At 35.6% G+C, this 18516-nt stretch carries 18 protein-coding genes and 2 pseudogenes; 10 read left to right on the forward strand and 10 right to left on the reverse strand.

Annotated elements, in window-relative coordinates; translation table 11 throughout:
• Nucleotides 1-34: 34 nt before the first annotated feature.
• Together V192_RS0109375 and V192_RS0109380 are read right to left on the reverse strand one after the other, a co-directional pair.
• Nucleotides 35-598: a hypothetical protein gene (locus V192_RS0109375; protein WP_025871103.1), complete on the reverse strand. Its 564-nt coding sequence runs from the start codon at nt 596-598 to the stop codon at nt 35-37.
• 340 nt (nt 599-938) lie between these two features.
• Nucleotides 939-2045 carry a DUF7278 family profilin-like fold-containing protein gene (locus tag V192_RS0109380; RefSeq protein ID WP_025871104.1) on the reverse strand — a complete coding sequence of 369 codons (1107 nt, stop codon included), beginning with the start codon at nt 2043-2045 and terminating at the stop codon, nt 939-941.
• Between the two features lie 120 nt (nt 2046-2165).
• On the opposite strand from V192_RS0109380, the gene V192_RS0109385 reads away from it, so the two are divergent.
• A complete protein-coding gene (locus tag V192_RS0109385; protein ID WP_029948204.1) occupies nt 2166-2582 on the forward strand; it encodes a GNAT family N-acetyltransferase in 417 nt (138 codons plus the stop codon).
• Between the two features lie 21 nt (nt 2583-2603).
• On the opposite strand, the gene V192_RS0109390 is transcribed toward V192_RS0109385, so the two are convergent.
• Both V192_RS0109390 and V192_RS0109395 read right to left on the reverse strand, forming a co-directional pair.
• On the reverse strand, nt 2604-3956 hold the full coding sequence (locus V192_RS0109390; RefSeq protein WP_025871106.1) for a DEAD/DEAH box helicase: 1353 nt from the start codon (nt 3954-3956) through the stop codon (nt 2604-2606).
• A gap of 66 nt (nt 3957-4022) precedes the next feature.
• A complete protein-coding gene (locus tag V192_RS0109395; RefSeq protein ID WP_025871108.1) occupies nt 4023-5198 on the reverse strand; it encodes a VanZ family protein in 1176 nt (391 codons plus the stop codon).
• A 186-nt stretch (nt 5199-5384) separates the two neighbouring features.
• Here V192_RS0109395 and V192_RS20895 point away from each other — a divergent pair, with 186 nt between their 5' ends.
• The 4 genes from V192_RS20895 to V192_RS21425 all read left to right on the forward strand — a co-directional run bounded on the left by V192_RS20895 (nt 5385) and on the right by V192_RS21425 (nt 7546).
• On the forward strand, nt 5385-5594 hold the full coding sequence (locus V192_RS20895; protein ID WP_239644630.1) for a hypothetical protein: 210 nt from the start codon (nt 5385-5387) through the stop codon (nt 5592-5594).
• Between the two features lie 233 nt (nt 5595-5827).
• Nucleotides 5828-6250, forward strand: coding sequence for a cytidine deaminase family protein (locus V192_RS0109405; protein WP_025871110.1), 423 nt, complete (start codon nt 5828-5830; stop codon nt 6248-6250).
• 765 nt (nt 6251-7015) lie between these two features.
• Nucleotides 7016-7294 (forward strand): hypothetical protein, encoded by a 279-nt coding sequence (locus V192_RS0109410; protein ID WP_025871111.1) that lies wholly within the window; start codon nt 7016-7018, stop codon nt 7292-7294.
• Nucleotides 7295-7447: 153 nt separating this feature from the next.
• Nucleotides 7448-7546, forward strand: coding sequence for a putative holin-like toxin (locus tag V192_RS21425; protein ID WP_111247096.1), 99 nt, complete (start codon nt 7448-7450; stop codon nt 7544-7546).
• A 234-nt stretch (nt 7547-7780) separates the two neighbouring features.
• On the opposite strand, the pseudogene V192_RS19845 reads toward V192_RS21425, so the two are convergent.
• The 4 genes and pseudogenes from V192_RS19845 to V192_RS0109435 form a co-directional block, all read right to left on the reverse strand.
• A pseudogene (locus V192_RS19845) lies at nt 7781-8124 on the reverse strand (zinc ribbon domain-containing protein YjdM).
• A 118-nt stretch (nt 8125-8242) separates the two neighbouring features.
• Nucleotides 8243-9085: a histidine phosphatase family protein gene (locus V192_RS0109425; protein WP_025871113.1), complete on the reverse strand. Its 843-nt coding sequence runs from the start codon at nt 9083-9085 to the stop codon at nt 8243-8245.
• Nucleotides 9086-9291: 206 nt separating this feature from the next.
• Nucleotides 9292-10242, reverse strand: a complete 951-nt coding sequence (locus V192_RS0109430; protein WP_025871115.1) for a DHH family phosphoesterase — start codon at nt 10240-10242, stop codon at nt 9292-9294.
• Between the two features lie 13 nt (nt 10243-10255).
• Nucleotides 10256-11575 (reverse strand): DRTGG domain-containing protein, encoded by a 1320-nt coding sequence (locus tag V192_RS0109435; protein WP_025871118.1) that lies wholly within the window; start codon nt 11573-11575, stop codon nt 10256-10258.
• A 525-nt stretch (nt 11576-12100) separates the two neighbouring features.
• Here V192_RS0109435 and V192_RS19850 point away from each other — a divergent pair.
• A pseudogene (locus V192_RS19850) lies at nt 12101-13545 on the forward strand (MFS transporter).
• 67 nt (nt 13546-13612) lie between these two features.
• Here V192_RS19850 and V192_RS0109445 read toward each other — a convergent pair.
• Together V192_RS0109445 and V192_RS0109450 are read right to left on the reverse strand one after the other, a co-directional pair.
• The gene (locus tag V192_RS0109445; RefSeq protein WP_025871120.1) at nt 13613-14002 is read right to left on the reverse strand and encodes a phage holin family protein; all 390 of its coding nucleotides are present in this window, start codon (nt 14000-14002) and stop codon (nt 13613-13615) included.
• 172 nt (nt 14003-14174) lie between these two features.
• Nucleotides 14175-14594, reverse strand: a complete 420-nt coding sequence (locus V192_RS0109450) for an ArpU family phage packaging/lysis transcriptional regulator (RefSeq protein WP_025871122.1) — start codon at nt 14592-14594, stop codon at nt 14175-14177.
• 419 nt (nt 14595-15013) lie between these two features.
• Here V192_RS0109450 and V192_RS0109455 point away from each other — a divergent pair, with 419 nt between their 5' ends.
• The 4 genes from V192_RS0109455 (at nt 15014) to V192_RS0109475 (ending at nt 18394) form a co-directional block, all read left to right on the forward strand.
• Nucleotides 15014-15391 (forward strand): helix-turn-helix domain-containing protein, encoded by a 378-nt coding sequence (locus V192_RS0109455; RefSeq protein ID WP_025871124.1) that lies wholly within the window; start codon nt 15014-15016, stop codon nt 15389-15391.
• A gap of 7 nt (nt 15392-15398) precedes the next feature.
• The gene (locus V192_RS0109460) at nt 15399-16076 is read left to right on the forward strand and encodes an ImmA/IrrE family metallo-endopeptidase (RefSeq protein WP_025871127.1); all 678 of its coding nucleotides are present in this window, start codon (nt 15399-15401) and stop codon (nt 16074-16076) included.
• 508 nt (nt 16077-16584) lie between these two features.
• Nucleotides 16585-17715: a baeRF6 domain-containing protein gene (locus V192_RS0109470; protein ID WP_025871131.1), complete on the forward strand. Its 1131-nt coding sequence runs from the start codon at nt 16585-16587 to the stop codon at nt 17713-17715.
• Nucleotides 17716-18193: 478 nt separating this feature from the next.
• Complete coding sequence (locus V192_RS0109475; protein ID WP_010760878.1) at nt 18194-18394, forward strand: cold-shock protein; 201 nt, start codon at nt 18194-18196, stop codon at nt 18392-18394.
• Nucleotides 18395-18516 lie beyond the last annotated feature (122 nt).

Consider the following 18516-nt stretch of genomic DNA (forward strand, 5'->3'; position numbering starts at 1 on the left):
TAAAATAATAGTTTATTGTTTATAGCTCAAGAAATTACTCTAATTTAAATTGTTTTATAATTTGATCCGCTGCTTGCTGGGCTGTCAATTTTGTGACATCTAATCGATAATAATACTTTTCATCGATTTCACCTGGAAACGAGTTCAATCGATGGTCTTCATTAGCTAATAAAAGTTCCTTTTCAGAATGAGCCACATTCCGCTTTGATGCTTTTTTACTTAAACGATATTCTGTTTTGTTTCTGTATAATCTTTCTTCTATCGTTGCTTCTAGTTCTACAAAATAAATATTGATTCCTTGATCAGCAAAAATTGCCTTGTATCGATTAAACTCTTCAATATCCTCTTTCATGTCAAAAGCTAAAACAAAAGTAAAAACTAAACCATTACAAGTTGGCTCTTCTACAAACTTGTTAAAAATCGCTTCACGAAATTCTTTTGAAAGAGTAAACGTTGCAGGAGTCCAACCAAATAATGGCTGCAGCAACTCCAAAGTCATATGATTATGAAGCAATGGTAGCTTTAATTGATCAGCAATACGTTCTCCAATCGTCATTTTCCCAACGGCCTGGGGACCAAAAATGAAAAATACTTTCAATCAACTACTCCTTTCTTTAGGTAGTGACTTTATGCCCCGTTGCCTCTTTAGGGACAATTCTATAAAACTAGTCCGAATACGCAAAAACACCATTGCAGTCAAGGACGAATTACTCGCGGTACCACCTTGATTGCAATGATGTTTATCATTACCTCTTAATCTCCATAACGCAGAGTCTCGTTGATATTTCTATCAAATTTATGCAAAGGGAGCAATTACATTTCCGTGCTATTCTTCTTTCAGCAATGAAGAACTTTCTGTAAGCACCATAAAACGAATCATATCCTTTAGTTTCCCTACAAATTATAAGGAAAGATTGAAAAAAAGTCAATGCTTTCAATCAACTTTCAATTTTAATGACTTTTCGATAAAGATACTCTTTTGGATTTAATTTTTGATCTGCTGAAATGCTATGATCTGGACGGAAATAGGTTGAAAGTGGCAACATTTTTTCAATCAAGGTCTCTTTTTCTACTCGTTGATTGATTAATTTACTTTTCGTTAAATCATCCGTCAGCTCAAAATGATTTTGTTCAGTATCAATCACCAAACCAAACATATTAGCTCCATCCATTTTACTTTTAATATGACGACCAGATTCATTGTCTTGAATTAGCAATTCATTTCCCCAACGAAATAAGCGACGAGTCCCACCGCCTATGGCAAACTCCCATTGATCTTCAGAAAATAAATCAAATCCTTGTTTTTTGATTGCTAATTTCAACTCTTCATGTGTAAAATCATGATGACTGTACACAAAATAATAATCTGATTCAGGTAAGAACTCTAAGTAAAATTGGTTTTTGACCAGTAAAGAGTCGGGAAATGACCATGTAAAGCTTTCCTCAGCGGATAATTCAGGAAAAAGTTGCGTACAAATAATTTCTTCATAAGGGATAAATTGTTCTACTTCCCCTTCAAATGTACCCGTTACAGTATCAAATATTCCTAAAAATTCAGTCCCTGCTGGTAATGCGTATTTTTGAACAAACATGGCAGGAATTGCTACCTTTCTTAACGTTGTCGTATACTCATTTATGTAATCAGAAATCCCCTCTAATGATGTTAGATCGTACTGCGGATCCTCTTCTAACCATTCAGATGCAGGTAAAATTGCTTCATTTGTCAAAGTTGTTTTGAAGGTATTTTTATCCAAAGCTTCCCTTTCAAAATTTAATAGCTCATGTGAGCGTAGACCTTCTGCGCCTAAATCCCAGCCAAGGATCGCCTCACTATTTCCAGGAATAAACACAAACAATTCGCCATCAAACTCTAATTCAAACGTTCGACATTTAATCCCATACAATTCAAAATTTACTAATTGAATCGTATTGATTTCAACAGTCGGTGGAACAAAATACATCAATAATTGATGCAACAACACTTCTTTTTCTGAATCCTTTAACTTTTTCCAATTTGCCCATTCAACTTGTTCAAATAAGTCCACATTATCCCCTCCTCGTGCGTTTCAAAAATATCTGTTATGATTAAGTATACCATTGAATGATTCTTTCATTAAGAAAATTATCTGGAGGTTCAAAATGCACATACATTTTGGGAATGAACGATGCATCAAGCAGCGGCTTTTGCCTTACGTTATGAGGTTTTTGTCATCGAACAGGGTATTTCAGCCCAAGACGAGTTTGATGAACTAGACACTGTAGATCGGTATTATTTTGTGGTCTATGAAGAGTCACTTGCTATTGCAACCATTCGTTATCAAGCAAAAGATGAGAACACTATCCAGCCCGATCGCTTTTGTGTTCGAAAAGGCTATCGTGGGAAAGGGATCGGAAAAAAGTTGCTTTTATTATTAGAAACTAAGGCCTTAAATGATGGATACAACTTTAGCATTCTATCTGCCGAAAAAACAGCTTGCTCTTTTTATAGATCATTAAGTTACTCAGTAAACTCTGAAGAGTATTTAGAAGATGGTATCGTATGCATAGAAATGATCAAAAATTTAAGCAGCCAAGAAGAATGAACTCTTCTTGGCTGCTTAAGTCTATTTATAACTATTCTTTTTAGATTTTTTAGCTGTTCTTGTTTGCTGACGTCGCTCAACTTTGCGTTTTTGCTTATTACTAGCTGAAATCGCCCATTCGATTTTCTTCTTGTATCCTGGTTTAATTTTTTTCTTTTTCTTTTTCACTAAACCAATCAAGGTAGGATCTTCTAAAGCGTCTTTTGATTTCTCACGCTTCGTACGTCGATTACGATCATATGTATCGACTAATTCACCATTTTTTATTTCTTTTGGTTGGAACTTGATACCTAGTTCTTCCACTTCAGAAATTGCTTCTTCATCCGCTGGCGAATAAAGAGTGATAGCTGTTCCATCTAACCCATTTCGGCCTGTTCTACCAACACGGTGAATAAAGAAGTCCAAGTCACTTGGCACTTCCGCATTGATGACATGAGACACCCCTTCAATATCGATGCCGCGTGCCGCTAAATCAGTCGCCACTACATATTGAAATTCTAAGTCTTGCACTTGACGCATAACACGTTTTCGTTCTCTAGGAGAAATATCGCCATGGATTTTGGCCACTTTTAAGCCTTGATCTTTTAAGTAGTCCGTGATTTCATCCACGCGTTGTTTTGTATTGGCAAATATGATCACAAGATAGGGATGCCCAATTGTCAATAATTGGTAAATCAGACGATTCTTATCTTTCCCTTTTGTTGATATCAACCAATTATCGATCGTTTCTGAGATAATGTTTTTAGGTTTGATATGTTCAATGATCGGATTTTCCATGTACTTCTTCAGGAACGGTTTTAATTTTTCTGGAATCGTTGCAGAGAAAACGAGCATTTGTAGTTTATCTGGCAAACGCCCAGCGATTTGATCGACCTCTTCTAAAAAGCCCATATCTAACGTCATATCTGCTTCATCTACGACAAACGAAAAAGCAGTATGTGCTTTTAGTGCTTGCTCGTTCATCAAATCTAAAATCCGACCTGGCGTTCCAATAACCACATGAGGTTGTTGATGTTTTAATTTAGCGATCTGACGTTGCTTATCTGTTCCACCGACAAAGTTCGTCACACGCATCTCTGGCTGACTGAATTTTGCGATTTGGATCGCTTCTTGATAAATTTGATTCGCTAATTCACGACTAGGCGCCGTGATCAAAATTTGTACTTCATCCAATTGAGGATTTACTTTATTCATCAATGGTAATAAAAATGTATGGGTCTTGCCGCTTCCGGTTTGCGATTGCCCGATTACACTTTTGCCTTTTTTAATGACGGGAATCAATTTTTCTTGTACTTCTGTTGGTTGTTCAAACCCTTTATCCGCTAGTGCTTCCATGATAAAATCGTTGAACTGAAATTGTTTAAATGAACTCATTTACCTCACCTCTTTCAAACTTGTTGTGTAAGTCCTCATGCATTATACCACAAAAACTACAAATCCTTATTGATTTTCTGTATTTTTCTTCTCTTTTATCGTGCTGATTGTATAGGTGTGACTTGCTTTTTCATAAAACAATCGCCGTTTTTTTCTGATCAGTACATAGAAAACATTGATAAAAAACAAGAGTAGTAAAAGTGAGCAAAATAGAAACAGCATAAAACTCACAAGCTGCAGCATCCGATTATTCGAGTTCAACAAATCAGATGCACTTGTCATATATGAACTGATCAGCCCATAAACAACATACAAATACCCATATCGAATCAATAACGCCTTAAAACGAATTTTTTCATGTCCTTCTTCCACTACTTGAATACGCACGACTTTCTTACCGATCGTTTCACCATTCGTAAGTTTTGGCAGTAACATAAATACTAAGAATACCATGACGAAAAACCAGACTTGTCCTTCCAACGCAGGATATCCTGCAAACCATTCTTTATACTGAGGAATAAAATTGAGAAGAAACATCGCCATTGTTTGAACGATCGAAATCACAAACCAATCAATCAAAAAAGCCACAAAACGCCTGAATAAGCTAACGGACTGTCCTTTTTCATAGGCCGCCTCATCCAATTCATCTCTTGTTGGAAATAAAAAGGTCAACATCGGCGTGATTGCATAACCAACCATTCCACCAAAGGTATTATTGATCAGATCATTTACATCAGCTAAACGGTAGGGTCTAGGATAAATAAGGTATAACCCGCTCAATTGCGTCAATTCAAAAAATAACGATAAGAAAAAGCTCGCTAAAACAACTTTTTTAAATGACAGTTTGTAATAATAACGCAAATACACACCGAATGGCACGAGTAACAAGACATTAAACACAGGTTCCAAGACAACGCCTTGTCTCAAAGCAGGAATAAACGTGCTTGAATCATGAATATTTAATACTGTGTCCTGTAAAAATCGACTGACGAAATAAAATGGCCGCAATTCCAAATACTGACTCGTATATTGCGCCACTTCCGCTCGAGGTGGCAAGGGTAAAATAATCAAAAAATACGCACATAGTAAATAAAAAACAAATGAATACAGGATAAGAGCTCGCCTAAATAAAAAGGTTCCGTATTTCCGATACTCACGAATAACGAGCACAAACGATATCGCAAACGCTAAAAAAGGAAAAACGAGTATCGCCGTTTTGATTGGGACGGCATAAGCTGACATCTAACATCACTCCTTCTTTCTTAGTGTAGTAGAAAATAAAAGCTTTGTCATTTCTAAAACCATAGCTTAACAAAAAATATATTTTGCAAATTGAAAAAATTGCAGTATGATTGAAGTATAAAGCAACAGACGACAATACTGCTAACACATTATAGTATTCAACTTTTACATACGGAGGCTTTTTTTATGTTAAATCCATACTTTGCATTTGGCGTTCCTATCTTTCTACTTTTTTTATACGTTGTATTTGCTATCATTAGGAAAAAAAGTAAGCTGCATTATATTGGATTCGTTCTTTTATTGATTGCAACCTTTATGATGGCCTTTAGTTTTCAGGTATTACAAGGATTGTGGACCTTGGAAGATACTCAGGCATCAGACAACTTGCTAAATTAAATTATTCGCCAGAGTTATTGTGGATCCCGCTTGTATTAGGTGGCATTTTGGCTGTTGTTAATCTTTGGCGTGGAGTGAAGAGAGTGAAGTCTTTTCGTGAAAATCAAAAGTAAAAAATAAAACGGTGGAGTGAGGGCAAGCCTGTACTCCATCGTTTTTTCTAAACTATAGCTGTTCTATGAAATGTAACCTGGTTATAATGAATAGTATCAATAGTTGAATGGAGTGAAATGATGGATATCTGGGAAACATTGTATGAAAAAGCTAAAAAAGAGTATTATCCCACAGAAGTTACACCTTTTATTTATGCGCATCATGTTGTTTGCGCATTAGAAAGTGAAAACGGTGAAATTTATACTGGCTTTTGTATTGAAAGTTGTGGTGGTGTTATGGATTTATGCGCTGAGCGGACAGCCGCATTAAATATGTACATGAATAGCGGTCAAACAGTCATTAAACGCAGCATTACATTTCGTAGTGATGCTCCTGAAGGTTTAGGTGGAATGCCTTGTGGTGGTTGTAGAGAACTATTACTCCAATTTTCTCCTAAAAATAAAGATACTGAGATCATGGTCGATTATCAGACACGAGAAACGGTTAGACTTGAAGAGTTAGTTCCAAAATGGTGGGGTTGGACGCGGTATGAAAATCAATAGATCTTAACACTTGCGAAAAGGGGTAAAAAGGACAAAAAACAATACACGCTCACTTTCTCCTATTTATTACCTATTAATTACGCACTATTTACGATTTTTCATGAAAATAAAGTTTAAAAAATTTCTTCTGTTCCCGTTGAGCCGACGTATTCAATTCGGTATACTTAAGTTGTAGAATAGAAATGAAACGAAGGTAGCTTTTCCTAGTTTAAACGATAATTAAATAATCATTGGCACTTTTCAATGGACCGCCAATCCAATGAAAAAGAACATTGTAATGACAGCACACACTGCCGGAACAACTTGCCAATAGTGCGAGAAACAAACTCGCTTGTTTTGTTGTATCTAACTTCTTTTTAGATATAAAAGACAGGTTTATTTGTTGGACTATTGTCAACGGTATTAGTGAAAGCTGATACCGTTTTTTCTATTCTGCTAGTTTTACCTGGGAGGTGAATAGTTTACACGTTGTACAAGCATAAAACAGAAAAAAATAGGCACTTTATCACTTGGCGCCAACCGAGTGATAAAGCCCTGCATAGACAGCACACACTATCTATACAAGTTGCCCTTGCTAGTTCCGAAGTTCTAGCTTCTTTATTGTACCGAACTTTTGTCTGAATTTCTAGACATGATTGTTATTTTTCGGTCGTTTTGCTAAACTTCTCTCGCATTGGAAACGATATTGGTAGTTGTGCGCTGCTTGTATCGTTTTTTTTGTATCATTTCACACATTATTTTAAACGAAAGAAAGGAAGATTTTTTATGAAAAAACCAGTAAAATGTGTTAAAGCAATTCCGTATCAGGATATTTTAGATGTAAAAGAGGTCTTAGAAAGAATGCAATCTTGGGAAAAACCGTTGTTATTATTGAATGATTTTTTTAGTGATCAAAATATACCTGTGAACAAAAAGAAAATCATTCGCGAATATTATGCATGCGGAAAAATCTATCATAGCTATTTTAAAGAAGTGGAAAGCATGCTACAAATTTTAGAGAAACAGATTTGTGTTATTACTGAAAAACAGTCGATTTCTATATAACAAAATACCGACAAAATGAATAAAATAAACATATATTCTTAATGTTTATTATGATACAATAAAAAAACAGAGAAGTTATGACGGTGGCTACTTCTGAAAGGTGGTGGTGCTTATGAAAGTAAGTACTGAAATCTTTAGAGAGGAGAATGCCTTTTGTCCGCATTGGAAGCAATTCAGCTGATTTTAAGCTTTGGTATGTTTACCATCGCCTTGATCAAACTGATTGTGGAATTGCTTAAAGACAAAAAATAACCGTCAGCTTTAGCAGGGCAACGGTTATTCTTAAAAAAATAATTTAGTCTAGTTACCGTCTTAAACGGCTCTGTCGAAGAGGGTATGTTAGCGCATATCCTCTTTACGAGCTTATTATAGCATAAAACAGAGCAAGTTTGTAGAGAAATCTACCTGATTGGTTCAAACAAAAAACGAGTGCCAGAGATAAACTCTTAACACTCGACAATGATAAACTGCTTGATTATTTATCCTTTAATTCTTCTTCACAAACTCAGATTTCAATTTCATCGGACCAAATCCTTCAACTTTACAATCAATATTATGGCCATCTGCTGCATCAACCACTAAACGAATACCTTTCACTTTCGTTCCTTGCTTGATCGCCCCACTTGCCCCTTTGACTTTTAAATCTTTGATAACTGTTACATTATCACCATCAGCTAACACGTTGCCATTTGAATCTTTGATCACAGCAGCTGTATCTTCTGCTGTATCTGTTGGTGACCATTCATGTGCGCATTCAGGCAGATCATCAGACCTCCATCCTCGTAAGTGTATGTTGAGCCACATTCAGGGCAACTTGGTAAATTTTCCATTTAGCTTAAACTCTCCTTCATTATCGTTCTCTTTTAAAGTGTTATCACTTCATTCTATCGCACTTCTAATCGAAAGAAAAGAATCATTCTCTTTACAAATAGTAAATTAAATCAAAATCTATTTACTTTCTTTCCCTTTCTCTACATAAGAAAGATCATTTACGCTATCGATCGTATATTTACCATCTTTATACGTTACTTTTGATACACTGGCATTTTTTAATCCGCCATCTGGCAGGTCTGCATTTGCATCTAATTCACCTAATAATGTAATAATACTCATTCCATGTGACACGACTAAGACATTATTTGCGCCTTCTTTTTCAGCATCCTTCACAATATCATCCAAGCCAGCTGTTAAGCGGGCAACGATCGTTTTACTATCTTCTGCCGGCCAGTTCACACCTTCTTCAACATTTTTCTTGTCTAAATCAGATAATACATCAGCAAATTCAATGATCCCTTTATAAAATCCGACTTCTTTCATCCACTCATTGTATTCTTCATATGTTTTGCCTTGTTCTTTGGCAACTGCTGTCAGCATTTCTTCATTCATCAAGCCTTCATACGTACCAAAATTATATTCTCTTAAACGTTTGTCTTTCGTCATTTCTTTTGTTAATTTTTCTTGTCCGTTATTTTTCAAGACTAATTCAGCTGTTTCAATTGCCCGTCCACTGTCACTGGTCACGACCTTATCAAAGGTAACGTCAGATAACCCTTTACCTAATTGTTCTGCTACTTCAACGCCAGCTGGTGTCAGCGGTGCATCGATCCATCCTTGAGAACGATCGACTGTATTCAACATCGTTTTACCATGGCGAGCAAGGTAGATCACTACTTCTGAATTTTCTTTTTCTTTTGTATCAGCTTTCTTTTCTTCTTTAGCAGTACCATTGCTGCACCCAACTAAAACCATTGACAATAACGCCACACCAACAACCATCTTTTTCAATTTCATACCATTTTCTCCTCCATACTATTCCTTATTTTTCGTTAAACAATACCTGGATACTTTTTTGTCTACCAGAAAAAAGAAAAAACCCAACTACACCAAATAAAGTTATTTGGCACAATCAGGTTTAGCTTGTCATAAACAATCACTATCCGCTATTCAACTAGCTTTAGTATAACGGATGTTTTTGAAAATGTAAATGCTTTCAATCGTTATTTTTTATATTCTCTGCACAACTGCTGAATCTCACTATAAATAGCATCGATTTCTTTTTGATTTTTAGCATTCGCACCACTTGCTAGCGGATGGCCGCCACCGTGATGTTTCTTAGCCAACTCGTTGATCACAGGCCCTTTTGAACGTAAACGTACTCGATAATACCCTTCAGGCTGCTCCACAAATATGCCCCATGCTAAAACACCATCGATCGCACCTGGTAATGACACAATTGCCGCCGTCTCTGAGTCAACAATACCATACTCAGTAAGTAAAGATTGTGGCAGGATCACAAACGCTGCCCCATACTCATCTACGTTGATGTTTTGGTATACATATCCAGCTAATTTAGCGACACTCATTGAAATTTTTTCTAATTCACGATTTAACTCAGCAGCATCAAAATCATAGGTCATCAATTCAGCTGCCACTTCTAATGTGTGAGGGGTTGTTGACGGATACAAAAATCTACCTGTGTCACCTATAATTCCAGCATATAACAAACGAGCAGCGTTATCATTCATCGTCAGTTCCTCTTGATTAAGATGATAAAAATCAGCAATGATCTCACTACAGCTGCTTGCTTTTGTATTGACCCAGACTAAATCACCATAAGGATCATCGTTAGGATGATGATCGATTTTGATCAATTCAGCACCTAAATTATAACGATCATCACTAATTCTTGGAGAATTAGCCGTGTCAGTAACAATCACCAACGCATTTTGATACATCTCATCAGTGACTTCATCCATTTCTGCTAAAAACGCCAACCCCTCAACAGATCCACCTGCTTGATAAATATTCTTATCTGGAAAACTCGTTCTCAAAATTTCTGCTAATCCAACTTGTGAACCGATTGCATCTGGATCTGGTCTTTGATGACGATGAATAATGATCGTCTGATACGCTTTAATTTTTGCTAAAATTTCTTTTACAACATCCATGTTCTATCTCCTCCTAAGTACGTTCCATCACTTGACAGACAACGATCGCTTTGGCCACGATCGCATTTTCCAAGTAGACCTCAATATCCAGTTTTGCGGAACGACGCCCAATTTCTAAGACTCTTGGCCGAATATCTAATTCGCTTTCCAGTTGGATCAAACGTAGATAATGCAAACTCATCTGCTCAATCAAAACATTTCTCCTTTGATTTGTAATCATTGTACGCTGTGTGACGTTTGCAATTATTTCACTTAATACACCAAAAGAAATTGTCCCCACACTGTTGACCATTTGTGGCGCTACTGAGAATTTAAATTGAGGTTCACTCGCTTTCGTTTCTTCTACTGGCATTACTTCACCAGATATTTGATCAGAGATCGTATCAGCAATTTGTGGTTGTCGTTGAACCAACTGCATCGCCTTCATCACATCTTGCCTAGAAACAAAACCAACTAAAGATAAATCATCCTCAACAACCGGCATTACTTCCAATCCATCCCAAATCATTTGATGACTGACACTGGCAACACTCATCATTTTTTTCACAACAATTGGATCTTTGGTCATAACTTTATCCATTGTTAAGGTTTCTGTTTTCCCTAAGACATCTTTAGCTGTAACGATCCCAACTAAACGCAAGCTCTTATTCACTACTGGAAAACGTGAATGATGTGTCTTTTCAGAAAGCTTTTGATACTCAGCAATTGTGTTGGTCGAAAAGAGATAATTTGTTTTTTCTAACGTTGTATAAATATCGCTGACTAGCATAATATCTTTTTTGATCAACTGATCACTTAATGCCCGATTGATCATTGTAGCCACTGTAAACGTATCATACGTTGTTCTTAACACTGGCATTTCTAATTCATCAGCTAATTCAGCAATTTCAACTTCTGTGTCAAAGCCCCCTGTAATCAAAACGGCCGCGCCATTTTCTAGCGCTAATTTCTGCACACCTTGACGATTTCCGACAATCATCAAGGAGCCTGGCGTAATATATCGTGTCATCGCTTTTTCAGTCATTGCACCAATCACGAATTTATTCAATACCTTATCCAGACCTGCTGAACCGCCCAAAACATCTCCTTCGATAATTCGAACGACTTCGCCAAATGTCAATTTTTCAATATGTTTTTTTAGTTTTCGTTCAATTCGGATCGTGCCCACACGCTGAATGGTTGAAACCAAACCGATATTTTCTGCATCCTTGATTGCTCGATAGGCAGTTCCTTCACTGACTCCAAGATTTTTCGCGATACTTCGAACCGAAATGCGATCGCCAATCGGCAATCCTTCAATGTATTTTAATATTTGATCATGTTTCGTAGCCATAATATCCTCCTCATAAAAAAGCAGTACAAACTATTTAATTAGTTGACAATCAGAAAATCGATGATAAAACCTGCTTTGTTTCACTCATCATTTATTCAGCTATTTTCCGAGAGAATCCAGTTTGTCTAGCAAGATTAGAAATCTATGTTCTTAAGTATCCATACAATTGTTCGACAATCATGGTGACTGTCACGATTCAGCTCATGTTTTTTCTGAGTAATCAATCTGTTTTAGTTCTTTTTAAATCATTACTGAGACAGAAGGCTCTTTCTCATCATTTGACTTCACTTAAAAAGTATAACAAAAAATCCTACATTTTAGTACAGTTATTCTCTTCCTATTGTAACAGAAGATAAAAATAAACGAATGACTTTTTCTTGATTTGGACAATAAACTGACCAAATCCCTCCTTTTTCCCAATATTTTGTTGATTAGAATTAGTTTCATTATTTTTTTACTGACATTTTTTTCAAAAAAGGAGTATGATAGTAGCGGATCATTTACACTTTTTGAGGAGATGGATAAATGGAAACCATAAATAGTTTTCAAGAAAATACAAAAGTACAAAAAATCGCTGGTGGATTTTGATTTCTGTGGCAATGTTTACGTTTATGTCCACATTAGATGCCAGTATCGTCAATATAGCATTGCCGACAATTTCCAAAGATATGAATGTACCGATGAATCAATCAGAATGGATCGTTTCGATTTATTTGATGATCGTCTGCGCTTGTTTATTGCTTTTCGGGAAAATCGGGGATAGTTTTGGCAAGATCAAAGTGTATCGGATCGGGACTGTAGTCTTTACGATTGGCTCTTTATTATGTGGATTTAATCAGTCGTTGGGCTTTCTTTTATTTGCACGGATTGTTCAAGGGATCGGTTCAAGTATGACGATGGCTGCAAATTCCGGGATCATCACAGAAGTTTTTCCATTTAAAGAACGTGGTCGAGCATTAGGATCGATTGGTGCTTTCGTTTCTCTGGGGTCGATTGCAGGACCTGGGATCGGTGGTTTGATCCTTTCTCAATTTTCATGGTCGTATATTTTTTGGATCAATGTTCCTGTTGGCATCATCACCATTTTGATTGGTGAGAAATTCTTACCAAAGGATATTACCAAAAGCGGCAAAAAAGTCGATATGCTTGGATTTAGTTTATTTGCGGTATTTATCATGACGTTCTTTGGTGGTATTTTTATTGGTCAGGAAATTGGCTTTAATGCTGCTTTATCAATGGTACTGTTCGTTTTTGCAGTACTTTCATTTATCATTTTCATTAGAGTGGAAAAACGTGTTAGTCACCCGTTGATCACCTTTTCGATTTTTAAAAACAAAGTCTTTACCATGAGCTTGATTACAGCTGTGTTGATTTTTTCATCTAACTTCTTTGTCAATGTTGTGATTCCGTTTTATTTGCAAAATGCACGTGGTTTACCTGCAAGTAAAGCAGGATTATTGATGATGGTCTTTCCTTTATTGATGGTCGTAGGTTCACCTATTAGCGGTTTTTTAACAGATAAAATCGGTACAAAGCTTTTAACTTTTTCTGGATTGATTTTATTATCGATCACGTCTTTGATGTATATGTTTTTAAATCAAAGCACGCCGCTTTGGTATTATATTTTAGCGACCGGCATTATGGGGTTGGGCAATGCACTTTTCCAATCGCCCAATAATACAACTGTTATGAGTAGTGTGTCCAAAGAGGATTTAGGCGTTGCCGGAAGTATGAACTCGTTTGCTCGTAACTTAGGGATGGTTTTAGGCATTGCGTTAGCTACAACGATTTTATATAACGCAATGAGCGCCGTTTATGGGCAACGTGTAACAACATTTATCAGCGAACGTCCCGATATCTTTATTTTTGGGATGAGAACCACTTTCTTAGGTTCCTTTATTTTATGTTTGACAGCTTTAGGGCTGACTTTGTTCCGTTCCTTAAAAGCTAGAAAAAATGAAATAGACTAAAAAATGAAACTGGTCAGGTCAATCTGATTCAGTTTCATTTTTTTAATAGCTACAAAAACGCGTGGAACTATTCATCTTCTTTTCCACTTTTGATATTCTTGATAAAATTCTCAAATAATTCAGTTCCGATCCCCATTTTTTTGTAATTTTCAAGGATCGACTTTAACTCCATTAGCAGATAACCAACGTATAAAACATAAATCAGCCCCACACCTGCTCCACCTGGAATCAATGGTGCTAAAGGAATAAAAAACATCAGCAAGACCATACTTGCTACTTTCCTCAAAATTCCATTGATTCCTACTTTACTTAAAAAGTTGATTTTTGGATTGATTTTTGCAGCTAAACTACCGCTTAAAAAATCAATGATCATTGCAATACAAATCAATGTCAAGACATAAATTGCTTTGTGATCTGCATCTACTAAAAAACGATCTAAATACTCAAACACCTTCATAATTACCACCTTTTTCATTATTTGCTTAAATCTATTCTTGCGTTTTGATTAGATCCGCTAGTTCGAACTAAATGTTTTTTCTATTCTTTTTGAACATTGTTTAACTAACGATCTAACAATAGTTTACCTGATTTATTTCTAGTTAGATTGGCACATTTCTCCCATAATAATGTCATTTTTCTATCAATAGTTTCCCGTTCTCATAAGACTCCGCAAACCGAATCATCGCTTTATCTAACTCTCGATAAAACTTACTCTCACTCATGTGATGTTTCATATAAATTGCAATATTTGTTGTAAAATTACGATCCATATACTTGTCGTATAATAGTTGTCTATCATACGTATCTAACTGATTCATCGTTTCTGTGATTTTGGCTAGTTCCAATTCAGCAAGATACTTACGCTCAACTACTTTATCCGCTTTACGGGAAAATTCTCCGTTAGTACTTTTCATTTCAAATGTATAAGCAGCAGTTACATTAGGTGAATGTTGTTCTCCAGCGATTCTTACTAAAGAACGGTACGTATTTAATAAATCATGGACCTTTTTTTTCGTTTTTTTTCGATCAATTTCAGGAAATAATAGCATCCTTTATCCTCTCCTTTACTTAATGTCTGATGTTCAATAGTTAACGTTTGAAGCGTTCATATAGTGTCGTTGTTTTTACCACTAAGCAATAGCTCAGCAAAATAATAGCTCTTGATTTTTTTTATAATATTTTTTATTTTCAATTCCTTTCTTTTTCTTATTTAGTGAATTAGCTAATATATAATAAAATCGTTGACTAAAATTAGCATTTACGCTATTATATAAGTATAGTTAAATAAGCTCTATTCTACTTCCGCCGCTTTCTCATTTTAGAGATTGACTGCTAGAATGCTTTGCCTAACTATTTACTGATAAATTAGCTTATAAGAACATTTTAATAGCTTAAAAGCTAATTGTCAACTAAAAATAGCTTAAAAGCTAACATTTTTTTCATTTAAGCTTATGAAAGGTTGAAAAACATGAGTTTAACTTACAGAATCAAAGAGCTTGCCGACAAGAAAAAAGTGACCTTTGCAGAAATCGAGCGAAATACTGGTATTTCTAATGGGCAAATTCGTCGCTGGGATACGTCTTCTCCAAAAATAGAAAATATCCAAAAAGTAGCGGATTATTTTGATGTTTCCACTGATTACTTGCTTGGAAGATCAGAAGTACCTTCTATTTCTGCAACAGCTCAAGAAGAAAATCTTTCCTCACAAATTATGTTTCGGATGAATACTGATGGCTTGTCTGAAAATGAAGTGGATGAATTGAAAGATGAAGTAGATCGTTTTCTTCGTTTCAGAAGATCTGAAATCGAACGTGAACGAGAATTAAAACAAGACGACAAGGCGTGATTAATGGATGACAGAGCAAATTGATGAATATCTTAGTTTTTCAGATAAAATAAACGATTATATCTCGGCCATGATGGTCGCAAATAACATCGGTTATGAAAATTATGACAGTTCCTATCTTTGGGATTTCGTAAAATCTAAGGGAGTTTCAATGCGCAGTTTTCCATTTGATGGCGTAGCAAGAGATCGTATTTCTGGTATGATCGTTAAAGACTCTTTAGAGACAACGATTGGCTATAATCAAAACATGAGTGAAAAAAGAAAAAACTTTACAATCAGTCATGAAATCACTCACTATCTATTTCATATGACTGAAAATGATACGATTTTTACTGATACAGATCGTAGCCTTCAGTATTCTTATAATGAAGTGCTGCATGAATTTCAAGCAAATATTGGTGCTTCTGCGATTCTTGTACCTGATGTTGTCTTCTTCCGTTTTTTAAAAGAAGGCTGGAATTTATGCCAACTGTCGAATCATTTTGGTATATCAGAAAGCGCCCTTTATGTCCGTTTGATTCATACGATGCAGGCTAATTTTGGTGTTTCTTATATCGCAGCTAAAACGAATGCGGATGCTATTCGTTATAAATTCAGCGGTAAAGGGCAGCATGCAGCTGTTGAATTAGGGACCAATTTAGAAACTCGACTGTTTAGGACCAATCGATTTATTGAGGCGTTGTGATACAAGCGACAGAACCAATGAGAGTGAAACTAAAAATCAGTTATGCTGATTTTAGTTTCACTCTCATTTTGTATAGAGCAAAAAAAACCACCACGACCGTCGTCTGTGGTGGAAATGAAGGTTGTTATTTACTCTTTGGTAGGAGTAAGTATGAAAAACCAATTCGGGATAATTGGCATGAAGACATGTTAACATCTTCACTTAAAATAAAAATGAATAGCTATTTTGTATTCCATAAAAAAACTATGAGGAATTACTCATAGAGTAGTATTTACGTTTCCCTTTAGTTTATATTCTTTCAAACCATATTAGTTCCAACATTTATATGCCTGTGCTACACTTTTATTAGTACCAACGAAATGTTACTGATGTATTATTTAGCTGTACAAATCACTCTCTAGAAAACTAGATAACTGTCTATGAAACAAAAATTGTTTCAATCTCACTTCCCTAATTTTCTATGTGATCGACCGATTTGTTCCGCTTTAAAATTTAGGAGGAATGTATTATGTTAGATCAAGAAAAAGACAATTTATCTGTTCTATTCTCTGACGAAGTTCAAGGTCCCTTTGTAACATTTATTCTAAATACTCATGTCGCTCACCAAGATGTCGAAAAGGATTCTTTAGCCTTAAAAAATTTTGCTAAAGCTGCCAAAATCCGCTTTGAAAAAAAATATACTGAACACTCTTGGATACCTATTCAAGAAAAGATCGATGCCTTACTTGCTGATGCGTCATTTTGGCGAAATGCAACGAAGAGTGTATCAATTATTATAAGTGAGAAAGACATTTTCATTCACCGTTTAAATGTCCCTGTTGACAATCAATACTACGTTGACGATCGACCTTATCTCCTTGGTATCATCAAAAATAATCAATTTAACTATCGTTATTATCTAATGGCTTTAAATCGTGATTCTATGCAGCTGTTTTTAGTTGAAAATAATCAAGTCAAAAAAGTCGATTTACCTGACGATGCGCCAACTGACCTTGTCAAGGCGTTAGGCGATGAGCTCACTGGCGGTAGTATGAACTACTCGATTCAAGGCGGCACAGGTTATAACGGTTCTTCAAAAGAAGGCGTCGCTTATCATGGTGTTAATACAAAAGATGAAGAAGTAAAAATCGACTGGACAAACTATTATCAAGCAATCGATAACTTTTTAAAAGACACCTTTGTAAACCCTGATAACTTACCTATTCGCTTATATGCGTTACAAGAAAATCAAACATTGTTTAAAAAAATCGCAAAAAACCCTTATCTTGTAACTGATGCTTCAATATCACTTTCACCTGCACAAGTTTCATTCCAAGAGATTGAAAAGGGTGCACATAAAATCAATGAAGAATTAGAAGCAATTGAAACCGCAACGTACAATTCGTTGCTAGATAAAAAATTTGTCGATCAGCTTGTTGACATTTTACCAGCATCTAACGAAGGGAAAATATCTCACTTCTTTATCTCTACTGCAAATTTAGTGAATGAAACCACTGAAATGTCAACAGAAGAATTTGACCGGCGGAAGGTTTTGAATAAAGTCACAGATAATGTTTTAAAAACCGGCGGAACAGTCTTCGTATTAGACCAAAAAGCTTCACCTGATGAAAAGACATTGTTAGCTATTCTACGGTATTAAGTATCTTTTCATAGTAAAATGGACAAGAGCCGCTCAACAGATACGTTGAGCGGCTCTTTAATTAAGTGTATTAAATATTTTTTTAGCTATAAACCATGTAAAAACTATCTATTAGTAAGGATAACCTTATTCTCATCTAAACAATCTGAACCCTTCCTACTTTCAAATCTATGCAGCTCCAAGGCTGCGCCTTCGGAATAGATTTCTACGACATAACTCTATCATTACTTTCATATCTAATGCTTAATACTCCTATACTATAACAGAAATAAGTTTTTTTTGACAATTAATCTTTATTTCTTAACAAATTTTTATTTAAAGGAGAGATATCACTAGTCAAACGCGGTTAAATATGCTATATTAAGAGTGTAGTTTTTGTTCGGTAATATATGTGTAGCTGTTTCAAATAAACATCTTCCACATTTTCACCTTTCAAGTAATTGCAAAATATGTGTATATCACAAGGAGGATTTTTATTATGGAAACAGGTACAGTAAAATGGTTTAACTCAGACAAAGGTTTTGGATTTATCACTGCAGAAAACGGTAACGATGTATTCGTACATTTCTCAGCTATCCAAGGCGACGGATTCAAAACTTTAGAAGAAGGTCAAGCAGTGACTTTCGACGTTGAAGAAGGCCAACGTGGTCCTCAAGCTACTAACGTTAACAAAGCATAATCAACTTAACATTAGTAAATTCAAAACCTGACGATTCTTTCGTCAGGTTTTTTTATGCAAAAAAACAAGCCCCGGACAAAACTAAAAATCAGTTTTGTCCGAAACTCTAAATCCGAATAAAC

The sequence above is a fragment of the Enterococcus crotali genome (assembly GCF_000633635.1).
Classification (GTDB): Bacteria; Bacillota; Bacilli; order Lactobacillales; family Enterococcaceae; genus Enterococcus_L; species Enterococcus_L crotali.